The sequence below is a fragment of the Pseudomonas sp. SDO55104_S430 genome (genome assembly GCF_054070595.1).
The window spans coordinates 1-22539 of record NZ_JBSVXG010000038.1 but is presented as its reverse complement, the minus strand read 5'-3'; the positions used below and the strand labels follow the sequence as shown (position 1 = coordinate 22539).

General features: G+C 54.2%; 20 protein-coding genes and 1 pseudogene. 10 read left to right on the top strand and 11 right to left on the bottom strand.

All coding sequences use genetic code 11. The features are described from left to right. The first annotated feature begins 46 nt into the window (after window positions 1-46). The 5 genes from ACW9JE_RS09785 to ACW9JE_RS09765 all read left to right on the top strand — a co-directional run bounded on the left by ACW9JE_RS09785 (window position 47) and on the right by ACW9JE_RS09765 (window position 5000). Complete coding sequence (locus ACW9JE_RS09785; RefSeq protein ID WP_175378024.1) at window positions 47-283, top strand: hypothetical protein; 237 nt, start codon at window positions 47-49, stop codon at window positions 281-283. 88 nt (window positions 284-371) lie between these two features. Further along, window positions 372-1487 carry a polysaccharide biosynthesis/export family protein gene (locus ACW9JE_RS09780; protein ID WP_457432630.1) on the top strand — a complete coding sequence of 372 codons (1116 nt, stop codon included), beginning with the start codon at window positions 372-374 and terminating at the stop codon, window positions 1485-1487. A gap of 14 nt (window positions 1488-1501) precedes the next feature. Then, window positions 1502-2167 (top strand): YjbF family lipoprotein, encoded by a 666-nt coding sequence (locus ACW9JE_RS09775; RefSeq protein WP_224539571.1) that lies wholly within the window; start codon window positions 1502-1504, stop codon window positions 2165-2167. Beyond that, entirely contained in the window at window positions 2164-2925 is a 762-nt protein-coding gene (locus ACW9JE_RS09770) for a capsule biosynthesis GfcC family protein (protein ID WP_457432629.1), read from the top strand. The genes ACW9JE_RS09775 and ACW9JE_RS09770 overlap by 4 nt, the downstream gene beginning before the upstream one ends. Next, window positions 2922-5000 carry a YjbH domain-containing protein gene (locus tag ACW9JE_RS09765; protein WP_224539569.1) on the top strand — a complete coding sequence of 693 codons (2079 nt, stop codon included), beginning with the start codon at window positions 2922-2924 and terminating at the stop codon, window positions 4998-5000. The genes ACW9JE_RS09770 and ACW9JE_RS09765 overlap by 4 nt, the downstream gene beginning before the upstream one ends. A 517-nt stretch (window positions 5001-5517) precedes the next feature. Here the strand turns inward: ACW9JE_RS09765 and ACW9JE_RS09760 are convergent. From ACW9JE_RS09760 to ACW9JE_RS09750, 3 genes are all read right to left on the bottom strand, one after another. Continuing rightward, window positions 5518-6912 carry an undecaprenyl-phosphate glucose phosphotransferase gene (locus tag ACW9JE_RS09760; protein ID WP_224541294.1) on the bottom strand — a complete coding sequence of 465 codons (1395 nt, stop codon included), beginning with the start codon at window positions 6910-6912 and terminating at the stop codon, window positions 5518-5520. Window positions 6913-7290: 378 nt separating this feature from the next. Continuing rightward, window positions 7291-7953, bottom strand: a complete 663-nt coding sequence (locus tag ACW9JE_RS09755; RefSeq protein ID WP_457432628.1) for a winged helix-turn-helix domain-containing protein — start codon at window positions 7951-7953, stop codon at window positions 7291-7293. 274 nt (window positions 7954-8227) lie between these two features. Then, window positions 8228-8968: a winged helix-turn-helix domain-containing protein gene (locus ACW9JE_RS09750; protein ID WP_224541297.1), complete on the bottom strand. Its 741-nt coding sequence runs from the start codon at window positions 8966-8968 to the stop codon at window positions 8228-8230. A 546-nt stretch (window positions 8969-9514) separates the two neighbouring features. Between ACW9JE_RS09750 and ACW9JE_RS09745 the strand changes: the two genes are divergently transcribed. Then, a complete protein-coding gene (locus tag ACW9JE_RS09745) occupies window positions 9515-10348 on the top strand; it encodes an undecaprenyl-diphosphate phosphatase (protein WP_457432627.1) in 834 nt (277 codons plus the stop codon). Between the two features lie 19 nt (window positions 10349-10367). Here the strand turns inward: ACW9JE_RS09745 and dusA are convergent, their stop codons facing one another. After that, complete coding sequence (gene dusA, locus ACW9JE_RS09740) at window positions 10368-11354, bottom strand: tRNA dihydrouridine(20/20a) synthase DusA (RefSeq protein ID WP_457432626.1); 987 nt, start codon at window positions 11352-11354, stop codon at window positions 10368-10370. A gap of 490 nt (window positions 11355-11844) precedes the next feature. Here dusA and ACW9JE_RS09735 point away from each other — a divergent pair, with 490 nt between their 5' ends. After that, window positions 11845-12195, top strand: a complete 351-nt coding sequence (locus ACW9JE_RS09735; protein ID WP_457432625.1) for a DUF6124 family protein — start codon at window positions 11845-11847, stop codon at window positions 12193-12195. 245 nt (window positions 12196-12440) lie between these two features. Here the strand turns inward: ACW9JE_RS09735 and ACW9JE_RS09730 are convergent, their stop codons facing one another. From ACW9JE_RS09730 to ACW9JE_RS09705, 6 genes are all read right to left on the bottom strand, one after another. Beyond that, window positions 12441-13214, bottom strand: coding sequence for a hypothetical protein (locus ACW9JE_RS09730; protein WP_457432624.1), 774 nt, complete (start codon window positions 13212-13214; stop codon window positions 12441-12443). A 144-nt stretch (window positions 13215-13358) separates the two neighbouring features. Further along, a complete protein-coding gene (locus ACW9JE_RS09725) occupies window positions 13359-14288 on the bottom strand; it encodes a hypothetical protein (RefSeq protein WP_457432623.1) in 930 nt (309 codons plus the stop codon). A 79-nt stretch (window positions 14289-14367) separates the two neighbouring features. Continuing rightward, window positions 14368-14727 carry a hypothetical protein gene (locus ACW9JE_RS09720; protein WP_457432622.1) on the bottom strand — a complete coding sequence of 120 codons (360 nt, stop codon included), beginning with the start codon at window positions 14725-14727 and terminating at the stop codon, window positions 14368-14370. 246 nt (window positions 14728-14973) lie between these two features. Continuing rightward, the gene (locus ACW9JE_RS09715; protein WP_457432621.1) at window positions 14974-15264 is read right to left on the bottom strand and encodes a hypothetical protein; all 291 of its coding nucleotides are present in this window, start codon (window positions 15262-15264) and stop codon (window positions 14974-14976) included. A gap of 423 nt (window positions 15265-15687) precedes the next feature. After that, window positions 15688-16890: a hypothetical protein gene (locus ACW9JE_RS09710; protein ID WP_457432620.1), complete on the bottom strand. Its 1203-nt coding sequence runs from the start codon at window positions 16888-16890 to the stop codon at window positions 15688-15690. A gap of 137 nt (window positions 16891-17027) precedes the next feature. Continuing rightward, window positions 17028-17420, bottom strand: a complete 393-nt coding sequence (locus tag ACW9JE_RS09705; protein WP_457432619.1) for a hypothetical protein — start codon at window positions 17418-17420, stop codon at window positions 17028-17030. A gap of 1118 nt (window positions 17421-18538) precedes the next feature. On the opposite strand from ACW9JE_RS09705, the gene ACW9JE_RS09700 reads away from it, so the two are divergent. Together ACW9JE_RS09700 and ACW9JE_RS09695 are read left to right on the top strand one after the other, a co-directional pair. After that, window positions 18539-19636, top strand: coding sequence for a carboxynorspermidine decarboxylase (locus ACW9JE_RS09700; RefSeq protein WP_457432617.1), 1098 nt, complete (start codon window positions 18539-18541; stop codon window positions 19634-19636). A 27-nt stretch (window positions 19637-19663) separates the two neighbouring features. Further along, on the top strand, window positions 19664-20908 hold the full coding sequence (locus tag ACW9JE_RS09695; protein ID WP_457432616.1) for a saccharopine dehydrogenase family protein: 1245 nt from the start codon (window positions 19664-19666) through the stop codon (window positions 20906-20908). 138 nt (window positions 20909-21046) lie between these two features. Here the strand turns inward: ACW9JE_RS09695 and ACW9JE_RS09690 are convergent, their stop codons facing one another. Continuing rightward, window positions 21047-21286, bottom strand: a complete 240-nt coding sequence (locus tag ACW9JE_RS09690; protein WP_224541309.1) for a hypothetical protein — start codon at window positions 21284-21286, stop codon at window positions 21047-21049. A gap of 244 nt (window positions 21287-21530) precedes the next feature. On the opposite strand from ACW9JE_RS09690, the pseudogene ACW9JE_RS09685 reads away from it, so the two are divergent. After that, a pseudogene (locus ACW9JE_RS09685) lies at window positions 21531-22247 on the top strand (L,D-transpeptidase family protein); the annotation flags it as partial. Window positions 22248-22539 lie beyond the last annotated feature (292 nt).

Genomic DNA, 22539 nt, shown 5'->3' with positions numbered 1-22539 from the left:
CGGACTTCCGGGTAGTTGTGCGGTTGAATGTTGGAAAGGAGTTGATATGAAGAAAGTGATGGCAATTGCCCTGTTGTCGATGTTGAGCAACTGGGCATCTGCGGTGGAGGCGCCGCTAACGGCTGCCACTAATGTATTGGGCAATGTGGCGGCTTCTCAAGCCACGGCGGCCAGTACTGCAATGGTGGCAAGTGCGATAGCGGCGTCCAACAGTGGTGGCAGTGCCAACGGCGGTACAACGGGTACCACAGGTACTACGGGTACAACCGGCACGCACAACTAAGCAGAAACCGCACGTGTAGTACAAGGTCGCCCGACGCAAGTCGGGTGACTTTGTTTTTAGAGTTGCCCTTGAATAGCGTAGTGCCATTATGAATCGCAGTGTTTATCTTTTGACGTTGGCAAGTTTCGCTTTACAAGGTTGCATGTTTTCCCCCGGCCAGTACCTGAGCACCAGCGATATCACGCGTCAGGGCGCCAGCGAAAGCAGCCGTGTGGAACTCATCCCGATCACCCCCAAGCTGATTTCCATGGACCGCGCCACGTTCAAGCGTGAGACGCTGCCGGCCGAATTGCTGACGGATCCCGTCGAGTACCGCATCGGTCGCAACGATGTGCTGTACATCACGGTGTGGGACCACCCGGAGCTGACGGCCCCGTCCGGTGCGCAACAGCAGATCGACGCGAACGGCCGCCTGGTGCGTTCCGACGGCACGCTGTTCTACCCGTACATCAAGGAAGTCCAGGCCGCGGGCAGAACCATCCAGCAATTGCGCGCGGACATCGAGCAACGGCTGTCGGCCTTCATCGCCGAGCCGCAAGTCGATGTGGCTGTGTTGCGATTCGCCAGCCAGAAAGTCGTGGTCTCCGGCGCTGTCGAAAAGGCCGGCCCGCAGGCGATTTCCACCAACCCGCTGAGCGTGGTCGAAGCCCTCGGTTCCGCCGGGATCGACACCAACAATGCCGACTTGTCCGGCCTGCTGCTGACGCGCAACGGGCGGGTATACAAGCTCAACCTGGACGGGCTCAACCAGCAGGATTCCGAACTGCAGAACGTCTACCTCAAGGGTGGCGATCAGCTCTACCTGCCGTACAACGACAGCAAGCGCATTTATGTCATGGGGGAGGTCAACCAGCCGCGCGCGCTGAGCTTCAAGACCGCCACCATGAACCTGTCCGACGTGCTGGGTTCGGTGGGAGGCCTGAGCCAGACCACCTCCAACGGCAATGCGGTGTACGTCATCCGCGGCGTGGAAAACCTCGACGTGGAACCGGCCAAGGTCTTCCAGCTGGAAGCCGAGTCGCCGACCGCCATGGCCCTGGCCACGCACTTTCAGGTTCGTCCCCAGGACGTGGTCTACGTCGGCCCTGCCAACGTGACGCGCTGGAACCGCTTCGTCAGCCAACTGGTGCCATCGGCGTCCATCGTCGGCACCGGCGCATCGGCGGCGAAGAACGCGAGTGAAGTCAGCAGCAACAGCAAATAAGGCCGGGTCCGACAGTGAGAACGTTGAAAGTTGGCGTCTGCTTGATGGCGGGCTTGTCGTTGTGTGGCTGCAACCCGTTGATGGTCGCGTCGGTGAACAACCTGCAATCGGCGCTGGTGGGGCCGGATGAGATCGAAGTGACGGCGGCGCAGGTCGCGGACGTTCGCTACCCGCAGCTCAGTCTGACTACGCCGTCCGGCTCCGGGGTGCTGGCGCTGGTGCGCGAGCGGGGAGACCTGCAGTTCTGGGTGGCGTCCGGCAAACAGGTATTGCTCCTGCGCGACGGCTTGGCGGTGCGCAGCATCGGCCTGGGCCTGGGTGGCGACCTGGACGGCACACGGCTGGCGACGGCCTCGCCGTTCAAGCAAGGCCTGCATCGATTGCCCGATGGCTATACCAGCCAGCGCTGGATCGACCTGTATCAGGGTCAGGAAGTTGGCGTGACGCTCAATAGCCGCTTCTCCCGAAAGTCCGTGGAAACCCTCGAAATTCTCAACAAGGAATACACCGTGCTACGTGTCGATGAGCAGATTGACGCCCCGGCCATCGGCCTGAGTGCGACCAATCGTTATTGGGTCGATCCCGTTGACGGTTTCATTGTGCAGAGCGAGCAACAACTGACTTCGCAACTGCGGGTCAAAATCGTGCAACTGACGCCTGAACGCAGGACCGCGCCTTGAAGCGGGTCAGGGCGTTATCGGCATGCCTTTTGTTGATCACCGGGATGAGCCAGGCGGCGGTTGTCGTCAGCGGTGACGTGGCCAATCCGGGACCGGTCGACCTGCCACCTGGCGGTCGCTTGCTCGACGTGATCAGCGTGACCATCCCCAATGCCGAAAGTTACTGGCTGGCTGCAGAGTTGCAGCGCAAGTCGTTGCTCGAAGAGCAGGAGCGACTCAAGGCCGGCGTGCTGTTCGACCTGAGCGTCTTGCAGCGCATGGCCTTGCTCTTCGACCGGCCGAGCCGCGCGGCGCTGGCGGTGCGATTGGCCGAGCAGGTCACGCAGATGCCAGTCACCGGACGTCAGATCGCGGTGCTGGACCCGGTCGCGGTGGAGGTCGGCTTTGCCCGCAACATGCGTCTGGACGATGGCGATCGCCTGACGTATCCGCCTCGGCTCAACGAGGTTGAAGTGCTCGGCGCGGTCGCCGAGTCGTGCCGCCTTGCCTATCAGCCGATGCAGGAAGCCAGTGAGTACCTGCAAGGCTGCGCGATCCTGGACGATGCCGACGCCGACTACCTGTGGCTGATCCAGCCCAATGGCGTGTCGCGGCGCGTCGGCATCGCCGCGTGGAATCGCGAGAGCGGGCAGATACCAGCAGCCGGCAGCAAGATCCTGGTGCCGGTCAAGACAGACGATCTTGATCCGCCTATCCCTGAACTGAATCAGCAGTTGGCCGAATTCATTGCCACGCAGCTGGCTGAGGTGGTTCGTTGAATTTACGTTTTGCAGCGGTGTTGTTATTGCCCTGTGGTCTGGCCCATGGCGAACCACGTATTACCCAGAATGACTTCGGTGGCGCCGGCCTGTTGCAGACACCGACCGCGCGCATGGCCCCGGCCGGCGAGCTGAGCCTGAACGCCAACCGCACCGATCCCTACAGCCGTTACAGCGTGTCGTTGCAGCCGTTCGAATGGCTGGAAGGTTCGTTTCGCTACACCGCCATCACCAACCGGCCTTACGGCCCCGAATCGCTGAGCGGCAGCCAGAGCTATAAGGACAAGGCGGTCGATATCAAGGCCCGGCTGTGGGAGGAAACCCACTGGGCGCCGGAAGTGGCGCTGGGCTTCCGAGACATCGGCGGTACGGGCCTGTTCTCCAGTGAGTACTTCGTGGCCAACAAGCGCTACGAGAACCTGGATTTCAGTGCCGGCATCGCCTGGGGTTACTTGGGTAATCGCGGCGACTTCGAAAACCCGTTGGCCTCGCTCGATGATCGCTTCGAGACCCGACCGGACAGCGAAGGCACCGGTGACGTCAACGCCGGGTCGTACTTTCGTGGCAGTCCGTCGTTCTTTGGCGGTGTCAGCTACCAGACGCCCTGGGATCGCCTGAGCCTGAAGCTTGAATACGAAGGCAACGATTACAAGCACGAGCCCAAGGACAACGTGATCAAGCAGGACTCGCCGATCAACCTCGGCGCGGTGTTCAAGCTGACCGATTCGGTCGACCTCAGCGCCGCCTGGGAGCGCGGCAACACGGCGATGTTCGGCATCACCTTCCACACCAACTTCGCCAGTCGCAAGGCACCGGTGAAAACCTACGATCCACCGGCCGAACCGCTGCCGGCGAAGGCGCCGTCTACTCCTGCGGATCAGGTTGATTGGGCGAACGTTTCCCAGCGCCTGCAACAGAACGCCGGCTACCAGGTCGAGCGCATCAGCCAGCGCGGTCCCGAGCTGATCGTGTATGGCGAGCAGTCGCGGTATTTCCATTCGGCCAAGGCGGTCGGCCGGGCGAGCCGGATTCTGGACAACAGCGTCAACGACGACATCGACTGGTTCACCGTGGTCAACAAGCGCTACGACCTGCCGCTGGAAGAAACCAGCGTGCCGCGCCAGACCTTCCGCGAAGTGATCAACAACGAGGAGCCGCTGCAATCGCTGCACCGCACCACCGAAATCAATGCAGCGATGCCGCACAACGAGAAGACGCTCTACACCCAGGCACCTCAGCCATTCAGTTATGGCGTCGGGCTGGGTTTCAAGCAGAACGTCGGCGGTCCTGACGGCTTGCTCTATCAGTTCACCGCCGACGCGGACGCTGAGTACCGTTTCACGCGCAACACCTGGTGGAACGGCTTGCTGAGCGCCAATCTGGCGAACAACTTCGACAAGTTCACCTACGACGCACCCAGCAACCTGCCGCGGGTACGGACGGATTTGCGCCAGTACCTGACGACCTCCGAAACCACCATGCCGCTGTTCCAGATCACCCACGCCCAGCAGCTGGACAAGGATCTGTATGGGATGGTCTACGGCGGTTATCTGGAGTCGATGTTCGCCGGTGTCGGCGGTGAGTTGTTGTTCCGTCCGACCGGCGCGCGCTGGTCGCTGGGGGCGGATCTGAACTACGTGCGCCAGCGCGATTTCGATCAGGGGTTCGCGCTGCGCGATTACTCGGTTGTGACCGGGCATATCACCGGCTACACCGACTTGCCGTTCGATACGCTGGCAGCGGTCAGCGTCGGGCGTTATCTGGCGGGTGACTGGGGTAGCACGCTGGACATCTCGCGAGAGTTCTCCAACGGCGTGCGTTTCGGCGCCTGGGCGACGGTCACCACCGTTAGCGGCGACCAGTACGGCGAAGGTAGTTTCGACAAGGGCATCTACCTGTCGATTCCATTCGACGAAATCATGAGCATGTCCACCATGCGCCGCGCCAACCTGGTCTGGTCGCCGCTGACCCGGGACGGTGGGGCACGGCTTAACAGAAGCTTCCAACTGCACTCGATGACCGATAGCCGGGATGACGATATGTTCTATCGCAATTTCGAGAAGATCACCGAGTAGAAGCGGACCCTGAACCTGTGGGAGCGAGCCTGCTCGCGATAGCGTCGGTGACTGACACGACGCCATCGCGGGCGAGCCCGCTCCCACAGTTTTTTGTGCCGGTCACACCATCCTCAAACAATCCGGAACCCTGTGGGAGCGGGCTTGCCCGCGAAGAGGCCGGCACATTCAGCATCCCTGTCGACTGATCGAACGCCATCGCGAGCAGGCTCGCTCCCACAGTTTTTTTGTGCCGTTCACAACATTTCCAAACGACACACCAACCTTGTGGGAGCGGGCTTGCCCGCGAAGAGGCCGGCACATTCAGCATCCATGTTGACTGACCCGACGCCTTCGCGAGCAAGCCCGCTCCCACAGTGATTTTGCGCCGATCACAATATCCTCAAACGACCCATAACCCTGTGGGAGCGGGCTTGCCCGCGAAGTGGCCAGTCTGGCCACCACAAACCCCAAACCCCACCCACAAAAAAGGGGACTCCCGTCCCCTTGCTTTCCGGCGTCAATCAACCCCGACCCATCAATAAATATCCTTCGACAACAAGGTAAAAGGCGTCTTCACCAGAATCTTCAGATCCAGCCACAACGACCAGTTATTGATGTACTTCAAATCAATCTCGACCCGCTTCTGCATCTTGTCCAGGGTATCGGTTTCACCCCGGCAGCCATTGATCTGCGCCAGCCCGGTAATCCCCGGTTTGATCCGGTGCCGCGCCATGTACGCCAGAATCTTCCCGGAATAATAGTTGTTGTGCGCAACCGCATGCGGACGTGGCCCCACCAGCGCCATATGCCCCTGCAGCACATTGAACAACTGCGGCAGTTCATCCAGCGAAGTACGGCGGATGAAGCGGCCGACGGCGGTAATGCGCGAGTCGTTACGGCTGGCCTGCTTCACTTCCTTGTCATCGTGAACCCGCATTGAGCGGAATTTCCAGACCTGAATCACCTTGCCGTTCCAGCCATGGCGATCCTGCTTGAAGAACACCGGGCCGGGCGAGTTGAGCTTCACCGCCAGTGCGATGATCAGCAGCACGGGGCTCAGCAGAATCACCGCCAGCAGCGCCACGCTTTTTTCCATCAGGCTCTTGCTCAGGGCGGCGGTAGGGCGGCTGGTCAGCGGGCTTTCGTTCAGGTAGATCGCCGGCAAACCGTCCACGACTTTCACCGAATGATTGAGCAGCGTCAGGCTGTTCAGATCCGGCACCCAGACCACATCGACGTTGGCGTCCAGCAAGTCGCCATACATCGCTTCGATCTTCGCCGCTTCGGACAGCGGCAGGGTGATGTACAGGCGACGGATGTCGTGGTCCTTGATCAGCGCCAGCAGCTCCTCCTGGGCACCGACGATGCGCGGCGCATCCGGCTCCATGGCGGGCAGGGCGCCGTCGCTGACCAGACCTACCAGAGGCAGGTTTTCATGTTCGCTCAACTTTCTGGCCAGCCCCAACGCCAGTTCGCCCGTGCCGACGATCAGGGTTTTATGCTCGCTCTTGCGCGATCGCTGGTAGTACTTCGAAAACGCATGCAGCGGCGCATAAAGGAACGCCTGGCCGAGGAAGCCATACACCGCCCAGCTCAGGATCACTTCCCGGGAGAACAACGCATCGGCCTTGCAGACAAAAGCCACGCAGGCCAGGCCGCCCATGGTCATGGACCAACCCATGAGCAGGCGACCGAGACCGGTCACATAGTTGTCCCGTTTGCGATACACGCCGCTGAACGTATAAGCCGGGACCGACGCCAATACCGTCAGAACCGCGCACATACGGTAGTAAAACTCGACCGATCCGGTGTGCTGATCGGCCAGTATGAATAACAACGAAACGACGAAGGTTTGCGCCAGCGCCCATTGACCCCAAAAGGTAAGTCCCTTGAGGCCGTTATTTCGATTGATTCGTAAACTAAGATCCATGCGATATCCCCAAAAGACGTCCGTTCAGGTTCGACAGCCGAAACCGAGTTGTTTAAGCAGGCTTATTGTTGTTATTGAAGCTAGTGTCCTGAGGCTAACAACGTCGATAGGCGAACTGTCGTCAGTCAATAGATTAAGTTATTGTCGGGGCGGGTGTCTGACGAGTTCTAACAGGAACAGGGTTTTCGAACTTTAATAGTTGAGCGTGATCGGCCGTTAGAAAACGTCAATCACAAGAAGATGAAATAATCGGGAGGTATTGGGTATTGTAGGGGAGCTGGAGGCAGGAGATTAAATAAGGAGGGAGGCAAACAAAGTGCTCTTTTTGTTATTTTGATCGCACTATTGATGTTTGCATGTTGTGTTTGTCTGGCGAGATCAGGCCGAACGGTTTTCCGCTACCACTTCCTGAATCAGGCAATAACCTCGATTGCGCACGGCACGAAACAGGCGTTCGCCATTGCTGGCACTTTTGAACTTGTCCTGCAGGCGACTCAGGCACATTTCCAGGCCACGGTATTGTTCCGGTTCCCGGCCAATGCTCAGAATCAGTTCGTCGCGACTGACGACCCGCTCTTCGTGGTGCAGCATTTTCCTGACCAGTGTGGCTTCCAGACCGGTGAGGCTGATCTCGATATTGTCCTTGATCAATACGTTTTGATCGTCATCGAGTTGCCAGACTTCGCTATAAGGTGCATCGCCTTCTGTTTTTCGTGGTTCCTGCGACATTGCCGGAAGGTGGGCAAAGGGATTACCGGATTGCGCGGCATTCCATTCGGCTTCCAGTGTCGCGAGGATTTTCTGCGTGTCGTGTTCGATAGTGTGCGGAATGTTCTTCCTGGCCATGCGCGGGTACGTGAATTCCATCAGCACCGGAGCAGAGGAGGTGGGCGCCGCATCTTCAATGAACATTTGCGCCTGGGATGTACTGAACGAATTGAATCGCGAACTGGACAGGAGACTTTCCAGTTCACGTTGTGAAGTTGTGCTGTGAGTCACAACTACAAAATATTTTCTTGGGAGAGTCGTACTGGTTTCCATGTCTTTCTCCTGGAGTACACACCAAATTTGGCGAAAAAAAAGGGATCGGCAGAGAGAGCAAAGCGCTCCCGCGGAGTTAATCGAAAAGGCAGGGTGTTGGTCCCAAACAGGCTCGATAGGTTCCACTCGATCGGCTAGATATTAAACATTTATTGTTATGGTTTAGTGTTAACACGGTCATGGAATTGGATAAACAGCCGCAAACAGCGGGTGAAGCCTATATCTTCGTATAGTTGAAAAAGGGCCCATGGTCAGACCCTTGCTTTTGCTCGATTCAGGCTGTCGAAATCAGCCCACGCATGAGGCGGTATCCATAGCCGCGGATGCTCTGGATGGCGTTCGTGCCGTACACGTCCTTGATTTTTCCGCGCAAACGGCTGATCGATTTTTCCAGCGCCCTGGGATCATAGAAATTGGTATTGAGCCCCATGATGCTGGCGATTTCGTCATGGCTTAGAATGTGATTACTGTTTTGCGCAAAAGCTTCGAGGATCTTCATTTCGGCAAAGGAAATGTCGAGCCGCATGCTGTTATCCGACAGGCAAATGCGGGTCGGGTCCAATACCAAATTGATGTCTCTTTGCCACTCTTCACTATTGAAGAAGTCGGCAAGTAACTCAAAGCTTTCATCGGAAAGAGTATTGAACTTGATACAAAAGTCGGCACCTGCAAGATAGTACTTGATCTTGTTGAAGGCGCCGCGACCGGTGATGACCGCGCAAATGATAGGGGCCAGGTTGTCATCGCGAAGGCTTTGCACCAGCGCAAGATTTTCTTCCATGGCCTGAGGGCTGTCGATGATGACGAAGATGGCGCGATATGAACCCTGGCAACCATTACCGTTATACGAATGAGTGTATGAACTTGCCTCAAGCGTTATATCGGCGTGAACGTGCCTCGCGACTAATGCACTAAAATGTTCAGCCACGCCGCGAGTACGACCCAAGGTGAGAACACCCGGTTCGCTGTCCTTGCGGTGCTGAATTCTAGTAGTCGCCAAGTTCCCTGTAAGCATAGTGCTTTAACTCGAAAAGGTGCTGTCATCGGGATGTTAAAGCACCGGTTCTGATCTGTGACTGACAATTGGTAACATTCACGCGGAAATCAGACGTGGATCGCGAGTTTTTTAACAATAACTAAGCTTTTCAAGGTTTTAGTTGCTTTTCTGGGTGGGGTGAACTAGTGAAATATCCGCGTTAGATACTGGCAATATGCGATTGTGCCACTATTTTGTTATGACGGAACAGCGGTATTTATGTCCTTTTGCCACTGTTTTGCCTTCGGTCTCCAGTTCATGGCAAATGGCCTCGTCCGATAATTTCCGGATGATTGTGAATCCGGTCACATTTGTTCTGCGATCCAGCGCTTTCTACCTGTTAATTCCGTATTTGCAAAATCCAATACCCGGACGTTTATTAACAAGCCTTGAGTGGTCTATTTATCAGGACATATTCTGCGCCGCTGAAATCGGCCGATCGCTGCATGCGGCCGAATTCTTTCATCTTAGTTGCTCAATACCTGAAAGCAGGCCGCTCCGTAGAAGTGGCCCGAGGGAGGATTAATGGATTTCTGGACCCTTATAAAGGTGTTGATATTAGGTGCTGTAGAAGGCCTGACCGAGTTTCTGCCCATCTCCAGTACCGGGCACCAGATTATCGTCGCGGACTTGCTGGAGTTCGGCGGCGAACGCGCCATGGCGTTCAACATCATTATTCAGTTGGGTGCCATCCTGGCGGTGGTGTGGGAGTTCCGTCGCAAGATCTTCGATATCGTCAAAGGCCTGCCCACCGAACGCAACGCGCAACGCTTCACCCTCAACCTGCTGATCGGCTTCCTGCCAGCGGTGGTGTTGGGCGTGCTGTTCGCGGACAAGATTCATCAATACCTGTTCAACCCGATCACCGTGGCGGTGGCGCTGGTGGTGGGCGGCATCGTGATGTTGTGGGCCGAGCGGCGTGAGCATGTGGTGCACATCGACCATGTCGACGACATGCGTTGGTCCGACGCGCTGAAGGTAGGTTTCGCACAATGCCTGGCGATGATTCCCGGCACGTCCCGCTCCGGGTCCACCATCATCGGCGGCCTGCTGTTCGGCCTGTCCCGCAAGGCGGCCACCGAGTACTCATTCTTCCTTGCGATGCCCACCATGGTCGGCGCCGCGGTGTACTCGGGCTACAAGTATCGGGACCTGTTCCAGGCCGGCGACCTGGCGGTGTTCGCCACGGGATTCGTGACCGCGTTCTTCTTCGCGATGATCGCCGTGCGCGGCTTGCTCAAGTTCATCGCCAACCACAGCTACGCGGCGTTTGCGTGGTACCGGATCGCGTTCGGCTTGCTGATCCTGGCCACCTGGATCTTCGGTTGGGTGAATTGGACGGCGGCCGCAGCCGCCTGATCCGTACTGCCGGGGGGCATCAGCGCCCCTCGAGCAACCCCGCCGCCTGATCCAGCAACGCCAGCGGCTCCTTGGTCTTGTGAATATCCACCGACAACAACTGGCGAAACTTGCGCGCACCGGGGAAACCGGTGCCCAGCCCCAGCATATGCCGCGTGATGTGATGCATCGCACCACCCGTATCCAGATGCGCAGCGATATAAGGACGCATCTGCGCCAGCGCCTCGGCGCGGCTGATCACCGGCGCGGTGCTGCCGAACAACTGCTGATCCACCTCAGCCATCACATAAGGGTTGTGATACGCCTCGCGCCCCAGCATCACGCCGTCGAAGGTCTGCAGATGCTCGTGGCAGGCCTCCAGCGTCTTGATCCCGCCATTGAGAATGATCTCCAGGTCAGGAAAATCCGCCTTCAACCGCGCCGCCACGTCATAACGCAGGGGCGGGATCTCACGGTTCTCCTTCGGCGACAGGCCTTCGAGAATCGCAATCCGCGCATGCACCGTAAAGCTGGTGCAACCGGCCTCGCGAACCGTGCCGACAAAATCACACAGCTCTTCGTAACTGTCCCGCCCGTTGATCCCGATGCGATGCTTGACCGTCACCGGAATCGACACCGCATCGCGCATCGCCTTCACACAATCGGCCACCAACTGCGGATGCCCCATCAGCACGGCGCCAATCATGTTGTTCTGCACCCGATCACTCGGGCAGCCAACATTCAGATTCACCTCATCGTAACCATGCTCCTGCGCCATGCGCGCACAAGCCGCCAGATCCAGCGGAACACTGCCTCCCAGCTGCAACGCCAGCGGGTGCTCGGCTTCGTCGTGACGCAGGAAACGATCATGATCGCCGTTGAGGAGAGCGCCGGTAGTGACCATTTCGGTGTAGAGCAGGGCGTTCTTGGACAGCAGGCGCAGGAAGAAACGGCAGTGGCGGTCCGTCCAGTCCATCATGGGGGCGACGGAGAAGCGGCGGGAGAGTGGGGCTGTTTGCTGAGACATGGGGGAATCTGAATCTGGAATGCGAAGGGCCGCAGTTTATCAGGGATGAAGGAATGGTGTTTAGAGAGGCTTGCAGTGGGGGAGAGCTCAAGTGGGGATGAATCCGACCCTGAGGCCTGACTTCATGCAGTGGTCTTACTGCAGCCTACAGCTGTTTATCGCAATGCCTGGTTGTAGGAAATATCCCTCAACTCGCGTCGGAAACGCCCATATTGTTCCGCTTCCACCGCTCCGATAACCTCGCCCGGTCGCTGCAAATTCAGCGACAAGGGTGTGGAAGCCCTTCACAAGATCTAGGCGCACAGGCGCCACCTGAATTTAAGCAGGCGCTTTTTTCATGTCTGCTGTTAAATTATGGCGGCTGTGCGCGGGGCACTTTCGGGTGCGCCGGGTTCCTAGATCCCCGGTCTTCCACACCTGCGCACAGCTGCCACCCATCATGTGGAAGTGATGCTGGCAGTTCCTTTGGTTAATTCTAGGAACGAAAAGAATGAAAAAGATCACACCCGACCCGCCTGAAGCATCGGATACGCCCGATACCTCTCATCTCGACGAGCTTTCCAAAGCCAGTCATCGCGTTATCAGTAAACGCCTGCGCAACCCGAATCACGCCGATCCCATCTGCCACGTTTTTACAATCGTCTCCAACGTCGATACAGAAACCCTGCTGTGCCATGCCTGTGAAACGCTGGCTTCGCTGAATGTCCTGACGACCGATCTGGCGTGCCAGTTGGAAGGCTCGCCGCGCAGTCTGGCGCTGTCGATTCAGCAGTTGGCGGTTATTGGGGAGCTGTTGGTGAATCGGGCGTTGGATAATGTTGATCCGCCGGGTTGTGTGTGAAGGAGCGGTTGGCGATTGGAGTTGAGTGGTAAAGAGAAGGGCGCCCTTGATGGGCGTCTTTTTTTGTTAGACGAAAAAGCGGATAGGTTTGTTTTGAACTGAGGTAGTCACATCCGAGAACTTGGGCGGGGATTAGAGGCGCGCTAGCGGTGGGTAAGGGGAGATTCATTTTGGGTATATCACGCTGCAGATGAAACTAAATCTCTCCCCTTTTTGCTTTATGATCTCTCATTGATTTGGATTACTTAGGACGGGCCGTCAGGTGTTTCGAGGCAGTTGAGGTATGGGTCAACCCTATATTCTGTAGAGCAAGTAGAACACTTCACGTGCTCGCCAAATTTTAGTTTTGAATAAAAAATCATTAAATCTGAATCGCACTTCAAGCAGTTGCAGATAATTTTAGATCCAAAATTGAACGCTTCATCTTTGTGTTCAATGAAGTGTTCGGTTTTGCATTGTTCGTTCTGGCAAGTAATGCTGTCGTGACTCGATGCATATTTGTAGGTGAATAGAATCGGGGCTTTGCATGCTTCGCATTCGAAGTTGTCGTAGTGGGTTTTTACTATTATTAAGTTTCCTGTCGTAAGTTTTCTTAATGTTTCACATATTTTAATGAGTTTGTTTTTGTCGATTTTGTAGTTTTCGGATTTTGAAGGTTGGGGGAGGTGCAAAAAGCTGCCTAGGGTATTGTAGAGTTTAGAGAGATCTGAATTTTTAAGATTGTGATATTCGATTTCAATGGGGTTGCTGCCATCTTGTTCCGTTAAGGTTATTTTTAGGTCCATGTCCGCAAGCTCGTCAAACATGGACAGCATTTTCATTGCTTTGTTTGGCTCCCATTTTTCAATTATTGATCTTGGGAGTTCGTTGACTTCCTTCAATAAACGCTCATAGACGTGTGCCTCGAGTAAGTACCTCATTTCTAGGCTTGCGTACCTCAGAGATGATAAGTCATTTTTCTTTAATAGCGTCTCTGCTCTCAATAGGTGTGAGGATTTGTCGTAGATTTTTTCATCCATGTTCTTGTCCTTGACTGTGGCTTAATTTTCAGAAGGTTGGAGGCCGCTCTACAGATTGGAGTCGGTGAGTGGTTTTCACTTCGTTATCAACTCGGGAGTTGATTTTGAAAGATCCAACTGCATGCGTTATTGCAAGCTAAGAGCCTATTTGTGCTTGCGTGTGAACCAGGTCGAAAGTCTCCTCCATTTGTACTGATCATGCGGCTCTGCCTTAGGGGTGGCAAATCCGGAGGTCCAGCCATCATAGTCTTTTTCATCAGGAAGTAGCCCGCCATTCTTAGCTTTCTCAAAGTCTGCTTTTGCGACTTGTGGTGGATCTCCCCTTAGGCGTCTTTTATAACGTCTAATTAGATTCGAGCCATGATCTTGTATTTCTTTACAAAGTTTAATGCTGAAAAAAATAACGTCATCGTTGTACTCGTAAATTGCACGCACGACATCGCCGTATTCTTTGTTTCTGACCCCGGGTTTGTACTCTAATCCGAGGTAAAGTTGATTGACTGTTGCACCCTCTGGGATTTGATTTGATTTGTAATTGTTTATTATTTCATTTCGTTTGGCTATTGCTGTGTTTAAGCTTTTTACAGCTTCTGCTAATGATGTAGCAATGCTGATGGAGAATCCTGCGTGAGCCATGTTGCTCAATACTATCTCTTGAAGGCTCTCTATAGGGGGTGTTATTTCTGGCAAGGTCATTAGATTGCATTGAAGTAAGAACGGTTCTTCTTTATCGATCTGACCTGTTGAGATTTTCTTTATGTGAGATTCGTAACTAATACAGACTGCTTGATGGGAGTCAAACAGTTCTTTCAAGTGCTGTTTTTTAATGGCCAGTGCTAAATTTGCTGTCGCGAGAGTGAGCATTGTTCCGGCATTTGTTTTGTGAATTTCTTTTACTATTTCATCACGAAATTTGCCTTTCTCAGCGATGTGTTGCGCTGCAGTTGCGCCAGCGAAAGCTCCAGCTAACGACGTAGTAAATGCGGAATTAGCAACATTCTTAATGTAGTCCCAGGCAGGGGATAAATATATTGATGTGGTAATGTCAGTTAGTATTGAAGAAAATTCTGGCATGGTAGTTCGCTTCCCTGTGGGTATGTGGATGTAAGTAACGGCATTGCGTCAGCTGGTGCATTTCATCATAGGTATGAAGTCAACTCGGAAAGCCGCCAATAAGATCTCCGTATGCCCATACAAGAGTTCCAATGATAGCTAGGGTAATACCCAGCTTGGATGCACTACCGTCAAGTGTTGTTTGGCGATCAGCTTCGGTTTCTTCTTCTGTTGGTATTAAATGCCCATAGTCAATGATGGACTGGGTTCGAAGCCATTCGGTGAGGCCCATACGTACCAATGGTCGAAAGGTGAGCAATACGCCCGCTATAGTAAGGATTGCTCCTGAGCGCCCAAACCAATGCCACTGGTTTGTCAAAAAGCTAGCAGCGGCCGACGAGAGCACAATCAGCGCGCTGGCGGTAAGAAGGAATTTGATGTTTGAAAATAGCCGTTTCATTTGATGAGGCTCGAGTGATAGCAAAAGCTAGGGCATTTTTAGGGCATATTGCAGGCCGTCATAGGCCGTTTCAAGCCATTAAAAGCTAGACGCGCTTCCGAATCTCAAGGTCTATAGCGGCCTCTGAAGATAGCGGTTCGGGTTCGAATCTCTATCTATGCAACTGTTTTTCAACTGCTGGAATGAGAGACCACATTTGGCCCGCTACTGAGTTCACCAAGGGCAGCTTTCTAGGTGACGACAGTACTATCGGGCTTCGTGGTAGCGTTTTATTTCAATCTCTACGTACTCCCGCAACTGTGCTTCGGTACCGGTGAAGTTGACTTCGACTTTGGATCCTTGGCGGGACGTGACGGCCAACTTCAACCGCGTAACACCGTGCGGGCCATTGCGCACCGCTCGGATGATGCGATTTGAGTTGGCACCATGTTGGGGAGGACCCTCGAAGAAAGACCAGCCGTCAGGGTTGATACGCGGCTCTGCGATCAGCTCAGGGTGTGCCTGCTTTAGGTATTCGCGAATTTCATCGGGTGACATGACGGCCCCCTGATATGATGAATGTCTGGTCAGCTTAGCTGACGATTGCAGCGGACAAAATGTACGCCGCTCTCCGCAGTCGCCCTTGTAGCTTGTGCTGCACACGTTCAGTCATCTCCTGTGCTTCCCGTCCTTGCCACTAGACCTCTCGCGTGGGTTGGCTTGGGGGGAGCCTCGAAGTGTGGGTGTCTGTTCCGTTCATACGGCGTCTGCGGAAACAGAAACAGAAACAGAAACCTTAACAGGCACCTAGTTGACGCGAGGAAAGCTGGAGGCCTTGAAAATAGTGGAGCGTTATCAGCTTGCGAGACCCATAACGAGATTAGACATAGGGAGCGATGCGGATTGGCCTGGTTGCTAACCCATGTCCAGCTTTTCAATCAAGCCAAGGCCTACCAATTGTTTCCCTCATCTCACCAATACCTACAAGTGGGAAGCAAGCTCTTTCCATTCATCGTGATTTGTCTCCCCAATTGTCCATCCGCCCATGCCACTACCAGTAAATCGTCTAGCACCAAGCGGCCTAACATTTGATGCTTGTTCTATTAACTCAGGTAGAGCACACCATAGCCGTTCAATTATTTCTTGAGTAGGAACTGCGCCAGTATGAACCAGTTTGTTGCGCTTCAGTCGAGCAAGTTTGAGTCCTACGTAACACTCTTTGCTAATTATTTTTGAAAGTCGAAGAAGTTGATGCTTTGAACAAATATTCTCGATTTTTTTGTTATTGCCTTTTGCGTGGCGGTGGAATTTAGCAACGCGCGGACTGAAGGTCGATTTGTGCTTCGTATAGTTTTCTTTCCACAAATGATCAGTAAGTTGCTCGACAGCTATCCAGAGGTTTGATAGTGCGTCACTTGTATTTCGATATATCATTGATGTGAATCCGTTCAAAAGAAAAAACGGATGGAGGTTCGGGACAGCATGTATAGCCATTTGCCCTTGATTGTATGCCTCTTGAATCTCCGAGACCATCAATACTCTGGGGTGCATCAACGGCTGCATTCGTTCACTGGGACTCGCCCAATTGTGCCGTAACTGACCGTGAAAGCAGGGTGAATGTGTGAAAAGCCCACCGTCTCTTAAAATACTCGGCGCGCTTTCATTTACAGGTAAAATTTCAGTATGGATGCCTCCAAGTAATAGGCTGCAAAGAATTTCGTTCAATTTCTTTACTCCCTCGCTTTTATCCGGGAACTCATCACACTGGGGGATAACTATTGCGCCGTCGTAACTGATAAGGGCTGGCAGTCCGCTCGGGATATTTAGTGGTAGATAGGTCACAACTTCAGCAAGTTTACCTCCGTTGTAAGAATTCGTATTAACTTGAAGGAGAGAGATGTTCAGGTTAGACGTTTCATCGCGATGCACTGCCGAATATGGACGCAAGTAAGCCGTCCAGCCTGCACTACTCGGTAGACTAAATGGCGCAGGAGGCTCGTATTCAGGGGGCGCTTCATCTTGACTCATCCAGTCGCCTTGATACCAAACATATGTCTCGTCTGGTTTTGGTTTGATGATTTTCGATAGAGTTACAGGTAGGTTCGGGTTGTTTAGTGTAAAGGGATCGATATCATCCTCAAATCCATATATGCATCCCGTTTCAGTGTCTTGGTAATGCTTCATTCTTCCTCCGACAGATCACGTATTAGCACGGATAAAAAAGAAGTGAGAAGGTTTTTTATCTGATTGTGAATTGCGTATGGTGGACCGACAGCTGTCGATCCCTAGCAGGCCAGTGCCCTGTTTCACATACTTTAAGTTTAGCGTGTAATAATTTTAACTTGGTTAATGTTGTTAGGGTAGGCGGTACGCTTACTAATGTTTTTCACGTCGATGGTTGTATTGTAAAACCGCCCGGTTTGAGCATCCCGCCTCTCATGAAAGCCGTATTGGTGCATCGTGTTAGAACATGCGACAAGATATTTTTTCTGCTCATTATCCCTTCCGACGATGGCAATCCAGTGATCTCCCATGCCGCCAAGTTCAAATTCGGCATTTTCATTAACGCAAACAATCGCCACGGTTTCGGAAAAGTCCATAGTCGCGAGGGATTGAATATCGATAGCAGTGACAACAGAAGATACACGTGATTTGTCCGTCATGACCTCAAAGCAGGTTGCAATGAAGGCCTGCTTGATCTTGGCGTCAGTCATACCCTTTAACTCCCCGAAATCGCTGCCCTCGCCTAAAACGAAATTATGCAGAGACGGGGTGTTTCCTATCACCCGCCTCCATGGATTCGAATTTCTCTCAGCAAAACTGGAAGCTTTTTCATCCGGGTTTCTGAGTGCTTTGTACGCATTAAATAGAGAATAAATGAGGCATAGGCCATCAAAGTGACCTTGAGCAAGAATTCGCTGAGTGTTCAATAGGACAATCCGTTGCTGTGAGGTGAGTGTTGATTTTACATGGGCATTCAGAGATTGATATCGAGCATGGGGCTCACCCGGCTTTTGGCAATGTCACTCTATGTCCTAAGCGCCGCTTGACTACTGTTGACTGGAAGCGTCGCATACGTACGGCAGCCTATGGGTTTTTTTACACTTCGCTACGCGAAATCTGAGTTCCGACTTCTCTGCTCAAGGTAAAGATATCAATCAAACGCGCGCATTTTTCTGCAGAAGATCCCATGGCCGACTTTTTCAACGGAATCGGCTGTTTTCTACCTGATGCTAGTCGGTTAGCCATTGCGAAAAGTCAGGTCGAGAAGGATTGGTGGTACAAAATTGGTACGCGGGAGACTCGGTTCTACTGTATGCCTCGTTTTCAAAGGCCTTTAGCAGTAGTAGTTCCAATCCATCATCGGGGCGACGGAGAAGCGGCGGGAGAGCGGGGCAGTTTGCTTAGGCATGGGGGAATCTAAATCTGGAATGCGATGGGCCGCAGTTTATCAGGGATGAAGGAATGGTGTTTAGAGAGGCTTGTAATGGGCTGCAGGCTGAGGCGTGTAGGAGCGAGCACGCTCGCGATGGACGTCAACGATGACGCTGGAGGCCTGATGCCCCGCGGCGTTCTCGGGTGCATCGCGAGCAAGCTCGCTCCTACAGGTTCGGGGCAATCCCGCTCTTAAAAGGCTCGACATTTGCTGATTTCGTCGATAAATGCGTTCGATCTGACCAGAGGTTACATCATCCATAACCACTTCCAAGAGCCTACGCAGCGGGGTATGCCGGTAAACGCAGCCAATCACAGTGGGTAAAACGCTTTCGGTGTGGGGGGAGTGAAGGCACAATACCGCTCCTTTTTTTGGCTGGCCTGATCGGAGGCTGAAATGATCCATACACCGTACTACCTCATCGACAAGCAAAAGCTGCTGAGCAACATGCAGAAAATTGCCTATGTGCGCGAAAAATCGGGTGCAAAGGCGTTGCTGGCGCTCAAGTGTTTTGCCACGTGGTCGGTGTTCGACCTGATGCAGCAGTACATGGATGGCACCACCTCGTCATCGCTTTACGAGCTCAAGCTCGGTCGTCAGAAGTTCGCTGGCGAGACCCACGCCTACAGCGTGGCCTGGGCCGACGAAGAGATCGAGGAGATGCTCGAGAACTGCGACAAGATCATCTTTAACTCCATCGGTCAGTTGCAGCGTTACGCCGAGGCTTCCGCAGGCAAAGTGCGCGGTCTGCGTGTCAATCCGCAGGTGAGCAGCTCGGACTATCTGTTGGCCGATCCTGCGCGTCCATTCAGCCGCCTGGGTGAATGGGATCCGGAGAAGATCGAGCAGGTTATCCAGCAGATTTCCGGTTTCATGTTTCACAACAACTGCGAGAACGGTGATTTCGGCCTGTTCGACAAGATGCTGTGCACGATCGAAGAGCGATTCGGCCATCTGCTGCATAAGGTCGAGTGGGTCAGTCTCGGCGGCGGTATCCATTTCACCGGTGAAGACTACGCAGTGGATGAATTCTGCGCGCGTCTCAAGGCGTTCTCCGAGAAGTACGGCGTGCAGGTTTACCTGGAGCCGGGCGAAGCGGCCATTACGCAGAGTGCGTCGTTGGAAGTCACCGTGCTCGACACCCTTTACAACGGCAAGCACCTGGCAGTCGTGGACAGCTCGATCGAAGCGCACATGCTCGATCTGCTGATCTATCGCCTCAATGCCAAGCTGGCGCCGAGCGAAGGCGAACACACTTACATGGTGTGCGGCAAATCCTGCCTGGCCGGCGATATTTTCGGTGAGTATCAGCTCGACAAGCCGCTGGCCATCGGTGACCGTCTGTCTTTCGTCGACGCCGCGGGTTACACCATGGTCAAGAAGAATTGGTTCAACGGCCTTAAAATGCCGTCCATTGTAGTGAAACAACTCGACGGTACTGTCGAGGTGGTTCGTGAGTTCGATTACAACGATTACATGTCCAGCCTTTCGTAAGCTGGTAGAAAAGGAGAGAAAAAGAAATTGAAGAAGAATGTTCTTATCATTGGTGCAGGAGGTGTCGCCAAGGTGGTGGCCCACAAGTGCGCGCAGCACAACGACGAACTCGGTCGGATTGCTATCGCGTCGCGGAACATCTCCAAATGCCAGGCCATCATCGACAGCGTCAAGGCTAAAGGCAGCCTCAAACAGCCTGCTGAAATCAAGGCCTTTGCACTCAATGCACTGGACGTCGAGGCGACCAAGGCACTGATTCGCGAAACCGAATCGCAGATTGTCATCAACGTCGGTTCCGCCTTCGTCAACATGTCGGTGCTGCGCGCCTGTATCGATACCGGTGCGGCCTATCTGGACACCGCCATTCACGAAGAGCCGGGCAAGATCTGCGAGACTCCACCCTGGTACGGCAACTACGAGTGGAAGCACCTCGAAGAATGCCAACAGAAGAACATTACGGCCATTCTCGGTGTGGGCTTTGACCCGGGCGTCGTGAACGCCTATGCCGCATTGGCTAAACAACAGTATTTCGACAGCATTGATTCGATCGACATTCTCGACGTCAATGCTGGTTCTCACGGTAAGTACTTCGCCACCAACTTCGATCCCGAAATCAACTTTCGCGAGTTCACCGGGCAAGTGTGGAGCTGGCAAAACAGCCAGTGGCACAGTAATACGATGTTCGAAGTCAAGCGCACCGACGACTTGCCGGTTGTAGGTTCGCAGAACCTGTACCTGACCGGCCATGACGAAGTGCACTCGCTGTCCAAGAACCTCGACGTGCCGAACGTGCGTTTCTGGATGAGCTTCGGTGAGCATTACATCAATGTATTTACCGTGCTCAAGAACCTCGGCCTGCTTTCGGAACAACCGGTCAAGACCGCCGAAGGTCTGGAAGTGGTTCCGCTGAAAGTGGTCAAGGCGGTCCTTCCTGATCCGTCCTCTCTGGCGCCTGGTTACGTCGGCAAGACCTGCATCGGTGATCTGGTCAAGGGCACCAAGGATGGTCAACCACGTGAGGTGTTCATCTACAACGTGGCCGACCACGAAGAGGCCTACGCCGAAACCGATAGCCAGGGCATTTCCTACACCGCAGGTGTGCCACCGGTCGCAGCCGCCTTGCTGGTCGCCCGGGGCGAGTGGGACGTGAGCCGGATGGTCAACGTCGAGGAATTGCCGGCTGAGCCATTCCTGGCAGCACTGGACGTCATGGGCTTGCCAACGCGCATCAAGGACGAGCAAGGAGACCGCGCCCTGAGTTTCGCCTCTTAAGCTGCGCAAGTAATAGGAGCGAGCACGCTTGCGATGGACATTGAAGATACCGCTGGAGGTCTGAATCCCAGCGGCGTCCGCGAGTCCATCGCGAGCATGCTCGCTCCTACAGGTTCAGGGGTAAGCATTGCGACTTACTCAAGCCTGAAGCCGAGCGACCACCTTGCTCAATCCGACGGCCAGCTTGGTCAGTTCACTGCTGGTAACGGTTGTCTGATCGGCCGACCGCGCAACCAGGGCCTGTTGCTCGGACGCCGTGGCAATCAGCAGGTTGCGTTCGTTGATTTCCGTCACCGCCCTCGATATCTCCCGAATCACTTCTCCCGCTTCCCGCGCAATCCCCAGAGACCTGAGGGCTTCGGCGCTGCTTTGCTGCATCGACAGTACTTACTTGTCGGAGCTGACCTAACGAGCCGGGGAGGCGAGAACATCAGTGAAACCTCAAAGGAGGGGCAGGCTGATCCGCGTGGCTGTTTAGGAAGTTGATCAATTCGATTTTCAACTGGATGCATAAGTAATACGCGTTTGTCTTATGGGTTTCGATCGTCGAGCATCCTTTCCTCACGTAATGAGCAGGCTCGCCAAGGTTCACCTGATGATAAAAGCGGTACAGATTTTCCCAATGAATGGACGCGCACCTTCAGCAAGCGAGAAGTTCTGGTTAGCGACCCTCGTGATTGCCAGTTCAGTATTCCAGCCAAGTATGGCGGCCCGTTACGAACTGCCCACTGATGGAAGTTCGAAGGTAGGTGTGAGGCAGTTTGTTATTGCACGCTACGAGGACACGTTCGCTGACCTGGCTGAGCGCTACAACCTTGGCTATCAGGAGATGCTGGATGCCAATCCTGGCGTGGATGCCTGGTTGCCCAAAGTCGGAACAACCATCCAGATACCCACGGAGTTCAAATTGCCCGACGGAGTGAGAGAAGGTGTGGTCATCGATCTGACCGGACTCCGCCTTTACTACTTTCCCGCAGGCACTCGAACCGTTTACACCTATCCAGTGGGAATCGGTCGAGAGGGGTGGTCATCGCCCCTGGGCACGACCCGCATCACCGAGAAAGTCGCCAACCCGTCGTGGTTCCCGACGCCTTCCATTCGCGCGGAACACGCGGCGGAAGGTGATCCGCTGCCAAGCCGCGTACCCCCTGGGCCGGACAATCCGCTTGGTCCGTACAAAATCCGTTTAGGACAATCGACGTACCTCATCCACGGATCGAACAAAAAATTCGGAATTGGTACGCGCACCAGCCATGGCTGCTTCCGCATGTACAACCACGATATCGAAGAGTTTTTTTCGAAGGTGCCGGCCGGCACGAAAGTGCGGATCGTGGGTGACGGGAATGCAGGAAAGGCAGGTGAGGTGGCAGGGTTGGATCGTTCGTGATCTCCGGGGATCAATGGGAGGCGAATGGCGGGGCGGGTCGCGTTCCGTGTAGAGCAGTTAAAAAGGGTCAATCTGCCTCGCAGCAGGCGTAATGCTGTGGAGCCATTATGCGCAAGAAGTTGCGCACTTAAATGTGGATAACCCTGTGGATATATCTCTACAGGCTTCTAATTTCGGTCCTTACAGAGAAGTGCGCAAGAAGTTGCACAGCACTGCGCAACTTCTTGCGCACTTTTTGGGGTGA